Origin of the sequence: Rhizobium sp. R86522, assembly GCF_042466255.1 — a bacterium.
GTDB lineage: Bacteria > Pseudomonadota > Alphaproteobacteria > Rhizobiales > Rhizobiaceae > Allorhizobium.
The window spans coordinates 4,161,784-4,178,093 of the sequence record NZ_JAXHBX010000001.1 but is presented as its reverse complement, the minus strand read 5'-3'; the positions used below and the strand labels follow the sequence as shown (position 1 = coordinate 4,178,093).

17 protein-coding genes are annotated in these 16,310 nt (G+C 60.4%); 7 read left to right on the top strand and 10 right to left on the bottom strand.

Features of this window, described 5'->3' with window-relative positions:
- Positions 1–24: 24 nt before the first annotated feature.
- Complete coding sequence (locus SJY08_RS20165; RefSeq protein WP_054150355.1) at positions 25–666, top strand: LysE family translocator; 642 nt, start codon at positions 25–27, stop codon at positions 664–666.
- Between the two features lie 33 nt (positions 667–699).
- On the opposite strand, the gene rlmN is transcribed toward SJY08_RS20165, so the two are convergent.
- The 4 genes from rlmN to SJY08_RS20145 all read right to left on the bottom strand — a co-directional run bounded on the left by rlmN (position 700) and on the right by SJY08_RS20145 (position 3,697).
- Complete coding sequence (gene rlmN / locus SJY08_RS20160; RefSeq protein ID WP_300888597.1) at positions 700–1,938, bottom strand: 23S rRNA (adenine(2503)-C(2))-methyltransferase RlmN; 1,239 nt, start codon at positions 1,936–1,938, stop codon at positions 700–702.
- A 237-nt stretch (positions 1,939–2,175) separates the two neighbouring features.
- Entirely contained in the window at positions 2,176–2,679 is a 504-nt protein-coding gene (locus tag SJY08_RS20155) for an invasion associated locus B family protein (protein ID WP_054150436.1), read from the bottom strand.
- 265 nt (positions 2,680–2,944) lie between these two features.
- Positions 2,945–3,325: a YkvA family protein gene (locus tag SJY08_RS20150; protein WP_054150354.1), complete on the bottom strand. Its 381-nt coding sequence runs from the start codon at positions 3,323–3,325 to the stop codon at positions 2,945–2,947.
- A 69-nt stretch (positions 3,326–3,394) separates the two neighbouring features.
- The gene (locus tag SJY08_RS20145) at positions 3,395–3,697 is read right to left on the bottom strand and encodes a 4a-hydroxytetrahydrobiopterin dehydratase (protein ID WP_300888598.1); all 303 of its coding nucleotides are present in this window, start codon (positions 3,695–3,697) and stop codon (positions 3,395–3,397) included.
- Between the two features lie 28 nt (positions 3,698–3,725).
- Here SJY08_RS20145 and SJY08_RS20140 point away from each other — a divergent pair, with 28 nt between their 5' ends.
- Positions 3,726–4,184 (top strand): low molecular weight protein-tyrosine-phosphatase, encoded by a 459-nt coding sequence (locus SJY08_RS20140; RefSeq protein WP_377277842.1) that lies wholly within the window; start codon positions 3,726–3,728, stop codon positions 4,182–4,184.
- On the opposite strand, the gene thpR is transcribed toward SJY08_RS20140, so the two are convergent.
- Both thpR and SJY08_RS20130 read right to left on the bottom strand, forming a co-directional pair.
- Positions 4,133–4,726 carry an RNA 2',3'-cyclic phosphodiesterase gene (gene thpR, locus SJY08_RS20135; RefSeq protein ID WP_054150352.1) on the bottom strand — a complete coding sequence of 198 codons (594 nt, stop codon included), beginning with the start codon at positions 4,724–4,726 and terminating at the stop codon, positions 4,133–4,135. The genes SJY08_RS20140 and thpR overlap by 52 nt on opposite strands.
- Positions 4,727–4,792: 66 nt before the next feature.
- Complete coding sequence (locus SJY08_RS20130) at positions 4,793–5,440, bottom strand: arylesterase (protein ID WP_300888601.1); 648 nt, start codon at positions 5,438–5,440, stop codon at positions 4,793–4,795.
- Between the two features lie 74 nt (positions 5,441–5,514).
- Between SJY08_RS20130 and SJY08_RS20125 the strand changes: the two genes are divergently transcribed.
- The 3 genes from SJY08_RS20125 (at position 5,515) to SJY08_RS20115 (ending at position 9,685) form a co-directional block, all read left to right on the top strand.
- Complete coding sequence (locus SJY08_RS20125) at positions 5,515–6,228, top strand: ABC transporter ATP-binding protein (protein ID WP_377277839.1); 714 nt, start codon at positions 5,515–5,517, stop codon at positions 6,226–6,228.
- Positions 6,225–8,771: an ABC transporter permease gene (locus SJY08_RS20120; protein WP_377277837.1), complete on the top strand. Its 2,547-nt coding sequence runs from the start codon at positions 6,225–6,227 to the stop codon at positions 8,769–8,771. Before SJY08_RS20125 ends, SJY08_RS20120 begins: the two co-directional genes overlap by 4 nt.
- 176 nt (positions 8,772–8,947) lie before the next feature.
- Positions 8,948–9,685, top strand: a complete 738-nt coding sequence (locus SJY08_RS20115) for a Bax inhibitor-1/YccA family protein (protein WP_377277835.1) — start codon at positions 8,948–8,950, stop codon at positions 9,683–9,685.
- 136 nt (positions 9,686–9,821) lie between these two features.
- Here SJY08_RS20115 and SJY08_RS20110 read toward each other — a convergent pair whose 3' ends face one another.
- The 4 genes from SJY08_RS20110 to SJY08_RS20095 form a co-directional block, all read right to left on the bottom strand.
- Positions 9,822–10,394, bottom strand: coding sequence for a CarD family transcriptional regulator (locus SJY08_RS20110; RefSeq protein ID WP_054150347.1), 573 nt, complete (start codon positions 10,392–10,394; stop codon positions 9,822–9,824).
- A gap of 383 nt (positions 10,395–10,777) precedes the next feature.
- Entirely contained in the window at positions 10,778–11,116 is a 339-nt protein-coding gene (gene fdxA, locus SJY08_RS20105; protein ID WP_054150346.1) for a ferredoxin FdxA, read from the bottom strand.
- Between the two features lie 192 nt (positions 11,117–11,308).
- Positions 11,309–11,719 (bottom strand): RNA-binding S4 domain-containing protein, encoded by a 411-nt coding sequence (locus tag SJY08_RS20100; RefSeq protein WP_054150345.1) that lies wholly within the window; start codon positions 11,717–11,719, stop codon positions 11,309–11,311.
- The gene (locus SJY08_RS20095; RefSeq protein WP_377278692.1) at positions 11,719–14,757 is read right to left on the bottom strand and encodes a helicase-related protein; all 3,039 of its coding nucleotides are present in this window, start codon (positions 14,755–14,757) and stop codon (positions 11,719–11,721) included. Before SJY08_RS20095 ends, SJY08_RS20100 begins: the two co-directional genes overlap by 1 nt.
- Positions 14,758–15,111: 354 nt before the next feature.
- Between SJY08_RS20095 and SJY08_RS20090 the strand changes: the two genes are divergently transcribed.
- Both SJY08_RS20090 and SJY08_RS20085 read left to right on the top strand, forming a co-directional pair.
- A complete protein-coding gene (locus tag SJY08_RS20090; protein WP_377277832.1) occupies positions 15,112–16,188 on the top strand; it encodes an alpha/beta fold hydrolase in 1,077 nt (358 codons plus the stop codon).
- Positions 16,121–16,273 carry a DUF3309 family protein gene (locus tag SJY08_RS20085; protein WP_076396891.1) on the top strand — a complete coding sequence of 51 codons (153 nt, stop codon included), beginning with the start codon at positions 16,121–16,123 and terminating at the stop codon, positions 16,271–16,273. Before SJY08_RS20090 ends, SJY08_RS20085 begins: the two co-directional genes overlap by 68 nt.
- Positions 16,274–16,310 lie beyond the last annotated feature (37 nt).

Here is a 16,310-nt window from a genome sequence, read left to right as displayed (position 1 = left end):
GTGCTTCGTCATACGGTGACATCAATGGATTTTATCCCGAGCCTTCCCGTCTTTCTTGCCTTCAGTCTTGCACTTCTGCTGCTAGCGATCACGCCCGGTCCCGACATGACGCTGTGGATCAGCCGCTCCCTACGCGACGGTCGGACGATTGGCCTGATGACGCTCGCCGGAACCAGCTTCGGGATCTCGATCCACACCATGCTGGTCGCCTTCGGCATTTCGGCCCTCATTGTCGCCTCGCCGACGGCATTTATGCTCCTGAAGACCGGGGGAGCTGCCTATCTGCTCTGGCTCGCTCTGCAGGCTGTCAGGCACGGCTCGAACTTCGTCATCAAGGCGGATGGTGATGCGGTCGTCTCGAAGAAGGGCGCCTTCCTGAACGGGCTCTGGGTCAATCTCCTGAACCCCAAGGTCATCATCTTCTTCATGACCTTCCTGCCGCAATTCGTCACCGCCACCGACCCAAACGTGACGGGCAAGCTTATCTTCCTCGGCATGTGGTCTATCATCCTGTCGCTGCCGATCGGCGTCGGCATCGTCTATGGAGCGGATTTCATGTCGAGCTGGCTGCAGACGAACCGCAAGGTGCTGCGTGGCATCGACTATACCTTCGCCGGCGTCTTCTCGATCTTCGCGGTGAAGATCTTCATGACGCAGGCCAAGTAGGATCGAAAGCGGGACAACCGTCCCGCCTCACCCTCAATCGTCGTCTTCGCCGTGATTGGCGATCATCATCGCTTCAAACGCCAGACGCTCGGTCTTGCGCATGCGCTCCGATTCCGATTTCAGCTGACCACAGGCAGCAAGAATATCGCGGCCACGCGGTGTGCGGATCGGCGAGGCAAAACCCGCCTGATTGATGAAGTCCGCGAATTTCTCGATCTGCGCCCAGTCTGAACACTGGTAATTGGTGCCCGGCCACGGGTTGAACGGGATCAGGTTGATCTTCGCCGGAACGCCCTTCAAGAGCTGGATCAGCCCCTTGGCATCCTCGAGGCTGTCGTTGACGTCCTTCAGCATCACATATTCGAAGGTGATGCGGCGGGCATTCGACAAGCCCGGATAGTTGCGACAGGCTTCGATCAGCTCCTTCAGCGGATACTTCTTGTTGATCGGTACCAGCATGTCGCGGAGCTCATCGCGCACGGCATGCAACGAGATCGCCAGCATCACGCCGATCTCTTCGCCGGTCCGGTAGATCTCCGGTACGACGCCGGAAGTCGACAGCGTGACGCGACGCTTGGACAGTGACAGGCCATCGCCATCAGTCGCGATCAGTAGCGCCTTCTTCACCTCTTCGAAATTGTAGAGCGGCTCGCCCATGCCCATCATGACGATATTGGTGATCTTGCGATCGCTCGACGGCATCATCGTGCCGACGGGAATTTCACGGTCCGGGAAATCGCCGAGACGGTCACGGGCAAGCAGAAGCTGCGAGAGAATTTCCTCGGCCGTCAGGTTGCGCACCAGCTTCTGGGTGCCGGTGTGACAGAAGGAACAGGTCAGCGTGCAGCCGACCTGGCTCGAGATACAGAGCGTACCGCGTCCTTCTTCCGGGATATAGACGCTTTCCACCTCGACCGGACGGCCGGCACCGCGCGGAGGAAAGCGCAGCAGCCACTTGCGAGTGCCGTCGTTGGACACCTGCTCCTCGACAATTTCCGGGCGCGCGATCGTGAAATGCGTCTTCAGCATTTCACGCATGTCCTTGGAGACATTCGCCATGTGATCGAAGTCGGAGATGCCGCGAACGTAGAGCCAGTTCCAGATCTGCGCCACGCGCATCTTGATCTGCTTCTCGGGCACACCCTTGTCCCGCAGAGCAACGCCCAAGGCTTCACGATCGAGGCCGATGAGGCTCGGTTTCTCAAGGGAAGCGGCCGGGCGAAGCGGGGCCGCAGTCTGGCTACGCTCTGGAAGCGTCACGGTGACAGTCATCGTCTGGACCTCTGGACCACAGGACAAGGACGCTCGGATGGAGCGCTTTCCCGGCTGGCAGATATGGATTCGTGGACCTTGCGAACAGGGGAACGGCCCCATCGCTTTCATTTGCAGCGGCCAATAGCAGCTTTTTTGCCTTCCGTCACCCCGACCTCACGAAGGGCGGTCATGCAGAAATGAGGGAGGCCGGCGATGTTGCGCCGGCCTTCCCCAAACCAAACATGCAATGCAGGCTTACCTGCAGTTCTCGATCTTCTGCAGCGCGGCAGAGATCCCCGAAAGCGAGTAGGTGTAGCTTGTGGCCGTGCCACGAGCCGACGTCGCCTTGACGGTCATGGTCGAACCGCCCTTCATGGCGGCAACGAGTGCCGGTTCTTCGGCTGCGTTTTCGACCCATGCCGAGCTGTCCTTGACGAACAGCACGAAATTCTTGTTGTCGATCGTCACATTCACCTTGGAGTCGCCCTTCATCGGGTAACCCATCATGGCCTGTGGCTCATACGAGATGTTCTGACCCGGGCGCTGCGAGACGACAAAGAAGATGTCGCCATGATTGACACTCGCCGGCTCCTTGGCCGTCGGAACGGAAAGCACGTAGCACACGGTGCCGCCATTCGACTTGTAGGAGTAGGCACCCCAGGCCCTGAACTGCTCGATTCGCGTGGGCGATTGCGCGTTGGCGAGCCCGCTGCTCGCCAGGAGGATTGCCAGTGCGGTTACGCTACTTCTTACGAACATGTCTTCCTGCCGGTTGTTTCCATCCATCACCCAGCCAAAAGACCGGGCGCTCATCGTCAAAACCTGTGTTCAGTTTGACTTAATTTACCTTACCAAACGGTGAACGACGCACGCCTTGTTGTCACATTCGGTGTCGGCATACCGTCTAGCGCCCCGAAATCCGGCAAAAAACGGTTTTGGGACCTCGGTCCTGCCGATGATGTAGAAGGAAAGAAAAAGGCAAGAGTTGGGCTGCTTTGGGCATCAAGGCAGCCTGGGGCAAAGTTCAGGCCCGCCTCTCCTTGTCCGCCAGGACGACGTCGGCTGCCTCATAGTGGCGATCCTTGATATGCCTGTTGATCAGGGCGATCGCCGTGGTGAGTACCGCGATGTCATCGGTGAAGCCGACAACCGCGAGAATATCTGGCACGACATCGATCGGCAGGACGAAATAGCCCAAAGCCGCCAACAGGATACCCCTGACACGAAAGGGCGTTTCGCGATCCGTGGCACAGTAGTAAGCGGCCACAAGATCCCGCGAAAACGGTATCTGTCGGGCAGCCTTTTTGAAGGTCGGCCAAAAACGGCTACGAACCTTCGCTTCCTGTCGCTCCTGGGTTTCCTCGTCGCCGGGAAGCAGGATCTCACCGATCTTCACGTCATCCATAGCCCATCGATCCTTTCGTTCGGACCCGATCAATCATATGTGAATGGCAGCCTGCAATTTCAATCACCGTCATCCGTTCCGGGCAGCTGCCAGTTCCATGAGAACGGCGAGCTTGAAATCGAGTTCCGTCACACCGCCGGCAGAATGGGTGGTGAGGGTCACATCGACCTTTTTATAGACATTGAACCATTCCGGGTGGTGATCGAGCTTTTCCGCAGCCAGAGCACATTCCGTCATGAAGCCGAAGGCCTGGCGGAAGTCGCGGAAGACGAAGTGTTTTTCGATCGCGGCACCATCACGCCCCAGCGCCCAGCCATGCAATTCCTCCAACCGCGCTGCAATGGACGTCGTATCCAGTTTCTCGTATTTCATGCTGAAACCCCTCCTTCTGGATCAACCGATGCCGGCACCATCCATTCTCTTCGTCTGCCTGGGCAACATTTGCCGGTCACCGCTGGCGGAAGGAATCTACCGCCACCTCACCGCAGGGACCAGCGAAAAGCCCGTGATCGCTTCGGCCGGAATTGGCAACTGGCACATCGGAAATCCGCCGGATCGCCGGTCGATCAAGGCCGCGGCGGCAAACGGGATCGACATCTCCCGACAGCGCGCCCGTCAGGTGCAGCCACAGGACTTCGGCCGGTTCGATCTGGTGGTCGCGATGGACAGAAGCAACCTGGCAAGCCTGCAAACGCTTCGGCCGCAGGACGCGACAGCTGCCCTGCATCTCTTCGCCGAGCTCGCATTCGGGAGGCAAGAAGATGTGCCCGACCCCTACTACGGTGAAACTGAAGATTTCGAGCGGGTCTACAGCATGCTTTTTTCGGGCTGCTGCGCGGTCGTCTCGAAATTCGAGTAACCACCCGTCTCGTAGAGAGGGAAGATCTCCTCGGTGAGATAGGGACCGCCGCCGACGGATTCCCGGGACGACAGGAGCACGAAGCGTCCAACGCAAAATGGCATGGTATGGAAGTTGCCACGGCCGCTCAGGTAGTGAACGACATCCTCGACGCGCGAGGCCTTCAAGCGGGCAAGTGTCACGTGCGGGGTGAACTTGCGTGGGTCCGGCGGCAAGCCGATGCGCTGGCAGATGCGCTCGATCTCGCTCTGCAGCGCGAAGAGTTCGGGCGCAGGAGAGACGCCTGCCCAGATCGAATGCGGCTTCTTTGAACCAAAGGAACCGATACCATTCAGGGTCAGGGAGAATTCGGGGCGGTCGATCCGGTCGAGCCTGTCGACGACTTCGTCTGCCGTTCGGCCATCCACATCACCGATGAAGCGCAGCGTGATGTGGTAATTCTCCACATCGATCCAGCGAGCCCCGGGGAGACCACCGCGCAGCAATGAAAGGCTCATTGCAGCGCTGCGCGGAATTTCGAGGGCAGTGAACAATCTCGGCATGGAGCGCTCCCCGAATCTTTTGCAGGTGCTCACAGCGAATCATGCAATGACATCAGGCGCAAGCGTTTAGTTTGACTGCCCCTTGATGCCTGCCACCCAAGATTCGGCGAGAGGCAGGATGCGTTCTGCCATAAGCTTCAGGCCTTCCGTGTTCGGGTGCATCCCGTCCTCGAGCAGCAGGCTGCGTTCGGTGATCACACCGTCGAGCACGAAGGGGTAGAGCGGCAGATCATGTTTTTCGGCAAGCCGTGGATAGATCGCATTGAACCTCTTGCCGTAGTCATCACCCATATTCGGCGGCGCCAGCATACCCACGAGCAGGATCGGGATATCCCGCTCTTTCAGCCGGATAATGATCTGCTCCAGGTTCTTCTCGGTCTGCTCCGGCGGAATACCGCGCAGGGCGTCGTTGGCGCCCAGTTCGAGGATGACGCCATCGGTCCCCTCCGGCACCGACCAGTCGACGCGTGACAGCCCGCCGGAGGTCGTATCGCCAGAAACGCCAGCATTGCTGATCACGACGTCATGTCCCTTGGCCACAAGCTCTCGCTGCAGCTGGGCCGGCAAGGCGTCTTCCTGAGGCAATTGATAGCCTGCCATCAGGCTGTCACCGAGGCCCACAAGCTGGAGCGGTTCGGCCGCAGCAATCCGCGGACCGGCAAGGGTGGCCAGCAGGATCACGGCGAAATGAAGGAGCACTGCTTTAAATGTCATGGTGGCTTCCCTAGATTGGCAAGAATGCCGCAGTGCGGCGAAGCTTCAGTCCCGCAGATATAGGATGGATGAGTGTGAGAAACAGCATCATCGAACTGAAAAACGCCGATCTCACGCTTGGCAACGCCGCAGCATCCGTTCACGTCTTGAAGAGCATCGATCTTTCGATCGCTGAAAGTGAAGCCGTGGGCATCGTCGGGCCATCCGGCTCCGGCAAGTCGACGCTTCTGATGGTGCTGGCCGGCCTCGAACGCCTCGACAGCGGCGAGATCCACGTTCGCAACACGCCGCTTCACACCCTGAGTGAAGACCGGCTCGCCGATTTCCGCGGCAAGAACATCGGCATCGTCTTCCAGTCCTTCCATCTGATCGCCAACATGACGGCGCTCGAGAACGTCGCAGTTCCTCTGGAACTCGCCAATGTGAAGGGCGCCTTTGACATCGCACGCAAGGAACTGGAGTCCGTCGGCCTCGGCGAGCGTCTCAGCCACTATCCCGGCCAATTGTCCGGTGGTGAACAGCAGCGCGTGGCGATCGCCCGAGCGCTCGCGCCGTCTCCCGCTGTCCTGATCGCAGACGAGCCGACCGGCAATCTCGACACAGAGACCGGCCGCCAGATCGCTGACCTTCTGTTTTCCAAGCAGCAGGAACGTGGCATGACACTGATCCTCGTCACCCACGATACGGCGCTTGCCGCCCGCTGCACCCGGCAGATCAAGGTGGCATCCGGCCGCATCGCCGGAGACAGCCGAACCGAGCAGACCCGTCTCGCTTCGGTGTCCGCATGACATCCTTCGGCACGCGTCTGTCCATTGCCTTCCGTATCGCCCTGCGCGAACTGCGTGGCGGCCTAAGTGGCTTCTACATCTTCCTCGCCTGCATTGCGCTGGGAACCGGTGCGATCGCAGCCGTGAACTCCGTATCGACAGCAATCACCAATGCCATCTCATCGGAAGGACGGACGCTTCTGGCGGGCGACGTTCGCTTCGAACTCGACAATCGCGAGGCGACCTCGGACGAACTGGCCTTCCTCGAAGGCTTCGGCACGGTCTCCGTCACCACCAATCTGCGCTCCATGGCCCGCCTGCCGGACGGATCGGATCAGTCACTGGTCGAAATCAAGGCGGTTGATGAAGCCTATCCGCTCTATGGCAGACTGATCGCCGCCCCTGACCAGCCACTTTCCGAATTGCTCGTTGCGGACAATGGCGCCTATGGCGCGGTTGTCGCCCCTCTTCTGCTTGAACGCATGAACATGAAGGTCGGCGACGAATTGCTCGTCGGCAATGCTCGGTTCCGGATCAACGGCACGATCGTCACAGAGCCAGATTCGATCTCTGACGGTTTCGGCTTTGCCCCGCGCTTCCTGACCAGCCGCGAAGGCCTCTTCACAAGCGGCCTAGTGGCGACCGGCAGCCTCGTCGAACACGCCTACAAGATCCGCTATAACGAGCCCGCACCGACGGCAGATGCCATTCGCGAGCGCGCTCAAGCCGAGCATCCGACGGCAGGATGGTCGATCCGCAGCAGTGATCGGGCGGCTCCCGCCCTGACGGAGAATGTCGAGCGCTTCTCGCAGTTCCTGACTCTGGTCGGCCTCACGGCGCTCGTGGTCGGCGGGGTCGGCGTCGCCAATGCCGTTCGCGCCTTCCTCGATTCCAAACGAACCGTCATCGCCACTCTGAAATGCGTCGGCGCACCGGCCTCGGTCGTTGTCATGGTCTACCTGATCCAGATCACTCTGGTGGCATCCGTGGGTATCCTCGCCGGCCTCGTGCTCGGTGCAATCGCCCCACCAATCGTCGCAAATTATCTCTCCGGCATCCTGCCGATCTCCGCAGAAGCAACGCTTTATCCGCGCGCACTTCTTCTGGCGGCCGTCTTCGGCATGCTGGTCACCTTTGCCTTTGCCATCCTGCCGCTGGGCCATGCCCGCAAGGTGCCGGCAACGGCACTGTTCCGCGAGCAGGGCTTCGAAGCTTCGGGCTTTCCGTCCTGGCCATACCTGTTTGCCATGGCGTTGGCGCTCGGCGCCCTGGCGGCGCTTGCCATCTTCACCTCGGAGCAACAGCGGATCGCGACGATCTTCCTGGCCGCCATGGCGGCAGGCTTCGTGCTGCTCCGTGTGGTTGCCATGGGCATCGCCTGGCTTGCGAAGCGCAGCCCTCCGATCCATTCCGCAGCCTTGAGGCTTGCCGTCGGCAATATCCACCGCCCCGGCGCCCTGACCCCTGCAGTCACACTGTCGCTCGGCCTTGGCCTCAGCCTGCTCGTGGCGCTCGCGCTGATCGATGGCAACCTGCGACGTGAGCTGACCGGAAACCTGCCGGAGCGGGCACCGAACTTCTTCTTCGTCGACATCCAGAGCGGTGAGATTGACGGCTTCCGCAATCTCGTCGAAGGCATGGCACCCGAAGGCAAGCTGATCGAGGTACCGATGTTGCGCGGCCGTATCGTCGAGCTCAACGGCACCGATGTCGCCAAGGTCGAGGTGCCGCCGGAAGGCCGCTGGGTTTTGCGCGGCGACCGTGGTCTGACCTATGCGAAGAACATACCGGAAAACAGCACCGTCACCGAGGGTGAATGGTGGGCGGACGGCTACACCGGGGAGCCGCTCGTCTCCTTTGCAGAGCAGGAAGGGCGCGAGCTCGGCCTGAAGATTGGCGACACGATCACCATCAATGTCCTCGGCCGCAACATCACGGCGAAGATCGCCAATTTCCGCACCGTCGAATGGGAAAGCCTGTCGATGAATTTCGTCATGGTGTTCTCGCCGAACACCTTCGCCGGCGCCCCTCATGCCTGGCTGGCGACGCTGATAGACCAGGACGCGACCTCCGCGGAGGAAGCCTCGATCCTGCGCTCGGTCACACAACAGTTCCCGACAATCACGACCGTCAGGGTGAAGGACGCCCTCGATGTCGTCGATCGCCTCGTCGGACAGCTGGCAACGGCGATCCGTGCGGCCGCTGCCATCGCGCTGATTGCGTCCGTCCTGGTTCTGTCGGGTGCACTGGCAGCCGGCAACCGGGCACGCACCCATGATGCAGTCATCCTGAAGACGCTGGGGGCGACCCGCGCCATGCTGATCCGCGCCTTCACCTACGAATACATGCTGCTTGGCGCGGCCACGGCGCTCTTTGCGCTGGTAGCCGGTGGCGGGATCGCCTGGTTCGTGCTCAGCCAGATCATGAAGCTGCCGTCCAACTTCCTGCCCGATGTCGCAGCGATGACCCTCGTGATCGCGCTGGTGGTCACGATCGGTATCGGTCTGGCCGGAACCTGGCGCATCCTCGGTCAGAAGGCAGCCCCTGTCCTTCGCGAGCTTTAAGGTCGGATGCGGCGGGCAAGACCCCGCCGCCCGCAGTATTACCGCGATTTAAGATTGTGGCCCTTGTCGTGGACGGGGGAACCTCTCATATTGAAAGCACGCATGCTGGGCTTCGCAGCGGCGCGGGAGCCATCCGGGCTCTGCTGTCCAATATCGAAGCTTTGAGAGAGGAAAACATGTCCGAACTTCGCAACTATCAGAGCCGTCCGGGTCAGACCCAGTCGGCCACGATGATCGACGAAGGTCTGCGCGCCTATATGCTGAAGGTCTACAACCTGATGGCATTGGGCCTTGCCATCACCGGTATCGCAGCCTTTGCAACCTTTCAGTTGGCGGTTTCCGGCGGCGAACTCACGGCTTTCGGCCAGGCGATCTTCCTGAGCCCGCTGAAGTGGGTGGTAATCCTGGCACCGGTCGCCATGGTCTTCTTCCTGAGCTTCAGGATCCACAAGATGAGCGTCGCAGCCGCGCAGACGACCTTCTGGGTCTATGCCGCAATGATGGGCCTGTCGCTGTCATCGATCTTCTTGATCTACACGGGCGCAAGCATCGTGCAGACATTCTTCGTCACGGCCGCCTCGTTCGGCGCCCTGTCGCTCTATGGTTACACCACCAAGCGTGACCTGTCGGCGATGGGCTCGTTCCTGATGATGGGTCTCTTCGGCCTGATCATCGCCTCGCTGGTCAACCTGTTCATGGCCTCCTCGGCCCTCGACTTCGCGATCTCGGTGATCGGCGTACTGATCTTTGCCGGTCTCACCGCCTATGACACGCAGTCGATCAAGGAGTCCTATCACGAGAGCAATTCGAGCGAGATGGCCGGCCGCAACGCCATCATGGGCGCTCTGCGTCTCTACCTCGACTTCATCAACCTCTTCCTGTTCCTCCTGCGTTTCCTTGGAAACCGGAACTGACGGTTAAAGGCAGTCTCTGGGAAACCCCGCTTCGGCGGGGTTTTTCTTTGCGTGGCAATAGAATTGAGCGGGCCTCAGACACAAAAAAACCTCCGGATTTCGCCGGAGGTTTTTTATGACCAGAAGTCGAAGCGGTTTACGCCGCTTCTTCCTGTGTATCGTCTTCTTCGATCGTCTTGCCGCGCTTGGGACCCTTGGCAAGGTTGACCTCAACGAGGCGAACGGCCTCCGTCTCGGACATCTTGTTCACGGCAGCGATTTCACGTGCCATGCGATCGAGAGCAGCTTCATAGAGCTGACGCTCGGAGTAGGACTGCTCCGGCTGGTTCTCGGCACGATAGAGGTCGCGAACGACTTCAGCGATGGAGATCAGGTCACCGGAATTGATCTTGGCATCATATTCCTGAGCGCGACGCGACCACATGGTACGCTTCACGCGAGCCTTGCCCTGAACCACCTTCAGCGCGCGATCGACAAAATCTGTCTCGGACAGCTTGCGCATTCCGATGCTCACGGCCTTGGCAACCGGAACCTTCAGACGCATCTTGTCCTTTTCGAAATCGATGACAAAAAGCTCGAGCTTCATGCCGGCGACTTCTTGCTCTTCGATGGTGGTGATGGTACCCACGCCATGGGCCGGGTATACGATCGACTCGCCGGTCTTGAAGCCGTGGCGTGCCGAGGAAGTCTTCTTCTGCTGGGTCGTCATTCTATTCAAATACTCCCTGTTTTGCTCCCGGCGTGATGCCGGCGCCGGGTCGGTCAGGCCCGGATGAGACGACAAGGTTGCGAGACTTGTCATCCTGATCCAGTCCGCGACACAATCAAACGCCACCCTCGTCGCGACTGAGACACGACACAAAAGTGTCGCCGATGTCACGTATATCGCGCGGTAGTGAGTTTGCTTTCGTGATGGTTCAGGGCATAGCTATGCCGCAAAGTGGAACAGTTCCGAGACGCTATCACAAAAAGACGAGGAAATCAATATTTTAGTGCAGTGCGCCACAATCATGGCGCACGCAACGGCGAATCCGCAGCCAAGTGATGGAATTTTGGGCAGGCTTCCATCTCACGACGCCGCGCCGAAAGGCCTCAGTCGCCGGAGCCCGGCTTGTCCGAGAAGAACTGCTCGAACTTGCCATCGACGCCATCCATTTCCTTGGCTTCCGGCATCGGTTCCTTCTTGACCGTGATGTTCGGCCAGATCTTTGCGTATTCCGCATTGATCTTCAGCCATTTGTCCAGCCCCGGCTCCGTGTCGGGCTTGATCGCCTCGGCAGGACATTCCGGCTCGCACACGCCGCAATCGATGCACTCGTCCGGGTGAATGACGAGGAAGTTTTCGCCCTCATAGAAGCAATCGACAGGGCAGACCTCGACACAATCGGTGTATTTGCAGCGAATGCAGTTATCGGTGACGATATAGGTCATGCGGCACTCCAGGATGGCGTTCTCGAACGGCAGGAGAAAGACGAACGTGGGTGGTTCTGACGGGAATACTACCCCGTTTGGAACGGCCCGCGCCCTACCGGAAATTTCTGTCGGACGGCAAGTGAGCTAATGCGGAATCCCTGCCAAGGCAAGGATAAACACCCTCAATTCGGGCGCCTTTGTAGAAATTTTCTAATCAGCAGACCAATCCGGCTCGCCGCGCAGATCATCCAGCGCCCGTCGCTCCTTCTTGGTCGGCCGGCCCGCGCCTGGGGCTCGGACGCCCGGCTCGGATGGACTGAAGGGCTTCTTCTCGGGCGGCGGCGTGAGATCCTCATAGAGGAGCCTCGCTTCCTGGTAGGGACCACGCCTCTCACCCGGCAACTTCACGACCAGCACCAGGTCACGCTCGGGCATGGCGATATCAAGACGGTCGCCGACCTTGAGCTGATGACTGGGTTGACGAACCTTCTGCCCATTTACGCTGACATGGCCCGCAGCCACCCGCTCTTGCGCGAGGCTGCGTGACTTTGCCACACGGGCGAAGAACAGCCACTTGTCGATGCGCTGGCGCGAACCGCTTGGTGGCTGCTTGTCGTCCATTACTTCTTCAGCTGTTCCTTGAGAGCCGCGAGTTTGGCGAAGGGTGAATCCGGATCGAGCGGCTTCTCCTTGCGCGGTGGCTTCGCCTCGAAGCGTGCTGGCTGCGACTTGTTGTTGTCGCGCTCCGGCCGCGGACCACGGTCCTTGCGGTCGCCACGATCCTGGCGGTCGCCCTTGCCGGCAAACTTGCCGCGATTGTCGTCACGACGCTCGCCACGATTGTCCGAGCGCCGATCGTCACGGCGACCTTCGCCACGCTTCTCGCCACCAGCCTCGCCGCCTTCACGCGGCGCCTGGTTGCGCTGACCCTGCGGACGACGATCGCCGCCGGGGCGGCCCGTCCCACGCTGGTTGTCGCTGCGGCCACCTGGACGCCAGAGGAGTACCGGCTTCGGCTCGGTGGCTTCAGCAGATTGCTCCGCCGAGGCGACATCTTCCGCTGCTGCCGCGGGCTGCTCTTCGGCAACGGCCGCAGGGGCTTCGCCTTCGCTTGCCGTTTCACCAGCCTGATCGGCATCGTCGACGCTGTCGTCTTCGCTCTTTTCGGCAGCTGCGGCCTCCGTGGGGGCCGAGCCACTATGCGCCGCAAGGAACGCGGCCGCTTCTTCGGCAGAAACGCTATCCGCACGGTAGCCGAGACCCTTGAGGATCTCTTCCATATCATCAGGGGTCGCACCGAGGATCGACAGCATGGCAGTCGTCGTGGTGAAGCGACGACCATCATATGCACCGTCCGGACGCGCCGGCGAACCCGGCTTCCACTGCAGGAGCGGACGAATGAGATCGGCGAGACGCTCGAGGATGTCGATACGCACTGCACGCTTGCCGAGGAACCGGAAGCCGGCGAGCTTGTAGAACATGCGCTCATAGCTCGGATCGGTGACGACGGAGGTGCGGCCGGCAGCCAATACCGGGATCAGATCGCCGTAACCCGGCTTGTCCAGACCGTCATGTTTCAGCGCCCAAAGGAGCGTGATAAGTTCTGCCGGCGCCGGCTTGAGAAGGGCCGGCATGAAGATGTGGTAGGCACCGAAGCGCACACCATAACGGCGCATCGATGCGCGGCCATCCTGATCTAGGGTCTTGACGTCATCTGCGACATCACGGCGGAACAGAACGCCCAGGTTTTCGACCAGCTGGAAGGCCAGACCCTTGGCAAGGCCCTGCAGGTCTTCGGCGCGCGACAGATCGTCGAGCGGCTTCAGGACCGTCGAGATATGGTGATTGACGAAACGTTCGATGCGGGCGGCAACGTGATCCCGGGCCATGCCGGTCAGCTGTTCATCGGCCAGCAGGATGACACGGGGATGCAGGATGTGGTCCGTCCCGATCAGACGCGCGACAGGATCGCCCAGCCAGCGAACGAGACCGTCCGAGCCGATGGCAAGATCATTATTGCCGGAAGCGTGCAGGCGCGCGGCGCGCGCCTCGAATTCCAGCGCCAGCGCCTTGTAGGCGGCCGCCTGAACGGCCTTCGCGTCCGGGCCCTCCATGCCGGAGATCGGCGTGAACCGGAACCCCGCAAGTTGTCCCATGGCATGGCCTTCCACGAAGACATCGCCGTTCACACTGATTTCAGCTTCCAACATCGCATTCTCTCTCAAGCGCTTCATGAGCACAGATGTCCTGCGATCAACAAAGCGTTTCGTCAACCGTTCATGTAACGCATCGGACAATCGGTCTTCGATTTCCCGCGTCTTTTCTTGCCAGTGTGTCGGATCGGCAAGCCAGCCGGGCCGGTTCGACACATAAGTCCACGTTCTGATCTGCGCGATCCGCGCCGACAGCGTATCGATTTCGCCGTCGGTGCGATCGGCTCGGCGCACCTGCTCGGCGAGAAAGTCCTCGTTGACGGTGCCCCGCCTGACCAAATCAAAATACAGACTCTGAATCAGATCAGCATGCTGTGCAGGCGTAATGCGCCGATAGTCGGGCAGCGCGCAGGCTTCCCAGAGTTTTTCCACCCGCTCGGGTCGATTGGTGATGTCGGCGATCTCGGGATAGCGCGAAAGATACTCCAGCGCCTGCTGATCCGTCGCCGGCAGCGCGCGCGTCAATCCTTCGACACGCGGCACCGCATCGAGGCTTCTCTGCAGGCCAGCAATCGACGAGAAATCGAATTTTTCAGTCCGCCATTGCAAAACTTTGACGGAATCGAATTGATGCGTTTGCAGCCGTTCGACCAGCTCTTCATCGAAGGGAGCCACCCGTCCGGTCACACCGAACGTGCCATCCTTGATGTGACGCCCGGCACGACCCGCGATCTGGCCAAGCTCGCCCGGATTGAGGTTGCGAAACTGATAGCCGTCGAACTTTCGATCCTGCGCAAAGGCGACATGGTCGACGTCGAGGTTGAGACCCATGCCGATGGCATCGGTCGCCACCAGGTATTCGACATCGCCTTCCTGGTAGAGACCGACCTGGGCATTGCGCGTCCGTGGGCTGAGCGCACCCAACACGACAGCCGCCCCGCCCCTCTGGCGGCGGATCAGCTCGGCAATCGCATACACTTCTTCCGCGGAAAACGCGACGATGGCTGTCCGCTGCGGCAGACGCGTGATCTTCTTCTGGCCTGCATAGAAAAGCTGCGACAGGCGGGGTCGTTCGACGATGGTGATCCCGGGCAAGAGCTGAATGAGGATCGACTTCATCGTCGCCGAACCGAGAAGCAGGGTTTCCTCGCGCCCCCTCAGATGCAGCAGACGATCGGTGAAGATATGCCCGCGCTCCAGATCGCCCGCGAGCTGGATCTCGTCGATGGCAACGAAGGCAGCCTTGGTTTCGCGCGGCATCGCCTCGACCGTGCAAACGGAGAAGCGCGCTTTCGGCGGGCTGATTTTCTCCTCACCGGTCACGAGTGCCACGTTTTGTGCGCCGACACGCTCGACCACGCGCGTATAGACCTCTCGGGCAAGCAATCTCAGCGGCAGACCAATGATGCCCGACCCGTGCGCGACCATGCGTTCGATGGCGAAATGGGTCTTGCCGGTATTGGTTGGCCCCAGCACAGCACTGACGCCGCGGCCACTCAGGATCATGGGTTGCGTATTCAAAGACCGCTCCGCTAGTCGGGACCGCGCTTTTCCGCACACCGGCACCCTCGGCCAACACATGGCGACGAAGGAGGGCAAAGGCAAGGCGCTTGATGCATTCATCCCAGAATTCGGCAGAAAGCTGAGTCCGATCAGAGCCTTGCACACCCGGAACAGGCTGGGAACGAATCAGCGACGAATCGATGACTCCGGCAGATTCAGGCTTTGTTCTTGAGCCGCAATCAGGAGCGCAGCGGGATTACGTTAACGCTGGACCTCAAGGAGCTGCACCGAGAGACGACGACACGGAGATGGAACAATTGCGAACAGCTTCACGTTGCGCCGCCGAGGTGAAACCTGATGACACTGTCCCCGCCGCCTGCCGAATGGATTGGAGCTAACGACCTGCCGCAGGACTTTGTCCTGATTCACGGCATGGTCATGGCCCCGTCCTTCTGGCGCACCTATTCCCCAGACGTCGTGCGAAGGGCGCGCAGTGCCGCTTACGCCCTGCCAGGACATCATCCCTGGAAACTAACGGAGCCAGGCCAGGCGATCACGCCCGAAGCCGTCGCTTCCGCCTACGCCGAAGCGATCCAGCGAGACTTCGGCGGCAGGCCGGTGACGCTGATCGGCCATTCGACCGGCGGCTTCGTGTCTCTCCTGATCGCCCGGCATTACCCGGAACTCGTGAAGTCCATCGTTCTGATCGGCGCCTTTGCCTGCGGTCGTTTCGAAGGCCAGGAACGACTTCCAGCCAAGTTGTTGCGAGTACCACGCATTGGCCCTCTCCTGTTTCGCCAGTTCTTCCAGCGCTGGATCTCCACCAGCGAGCAATTCCGCTGGGGATCGATAGAATGCGTCTTCGACAAAGGTTGTCCCTGGCAAAACGAACGCGCCGTGGCGGCCATGGAAGAAGTGCGGCTGCAGTTGCAGCAAGCCCGGCCCGAGGACATCGCAGCCTGCATTCGCTTCATGTCGGCAACAAGCCTGGTCAGCGATCTATCCGAGATCCGGCGGCCGGTGCTCAATATCGTCGGAGCCGAGGACGCCATCGTTCCTTCGGCGCATCAGTTGCGGGTATCGAAGCTCCTGCCCCAGGTGCAGACGGTTCTTCTGAGAAATTGCGGTCATCTGCCGATGGTCGAGCACCAGACCCTGACGGCAGGGGTCATCAGCGCTTTCGTTGATGGCATGGCCACGATCGCGGAGAAGCGGCCGCGCCACATGACCTCGCAAGCCGGGAAGCCCGCAGCTGATCTGTTCCGTCTGATGGGTCTCCGTCTTCGCCGAACGGAACAAACCGTCTCGGCTCGCGTTCAGACGGCACAACAAACTGTTTTTCATCCAGGCTCAGGAGAGGGTCCAAATGAGTACCATCCTTATCGTCATTCTAATTCTGCTTCTTGTCGGCGCTCTGCCAAGCTGGGGCTATAGCCGCGGCTGGGGCTACGGTCCGTCGGGGGGACTGGGGCTCGTACTGCTCATCCTCATCATCCTGATGTTGATGGGTCGCATTTGACCTGAACTGAACTCCAACTCGACGAGAAAAGGTATAG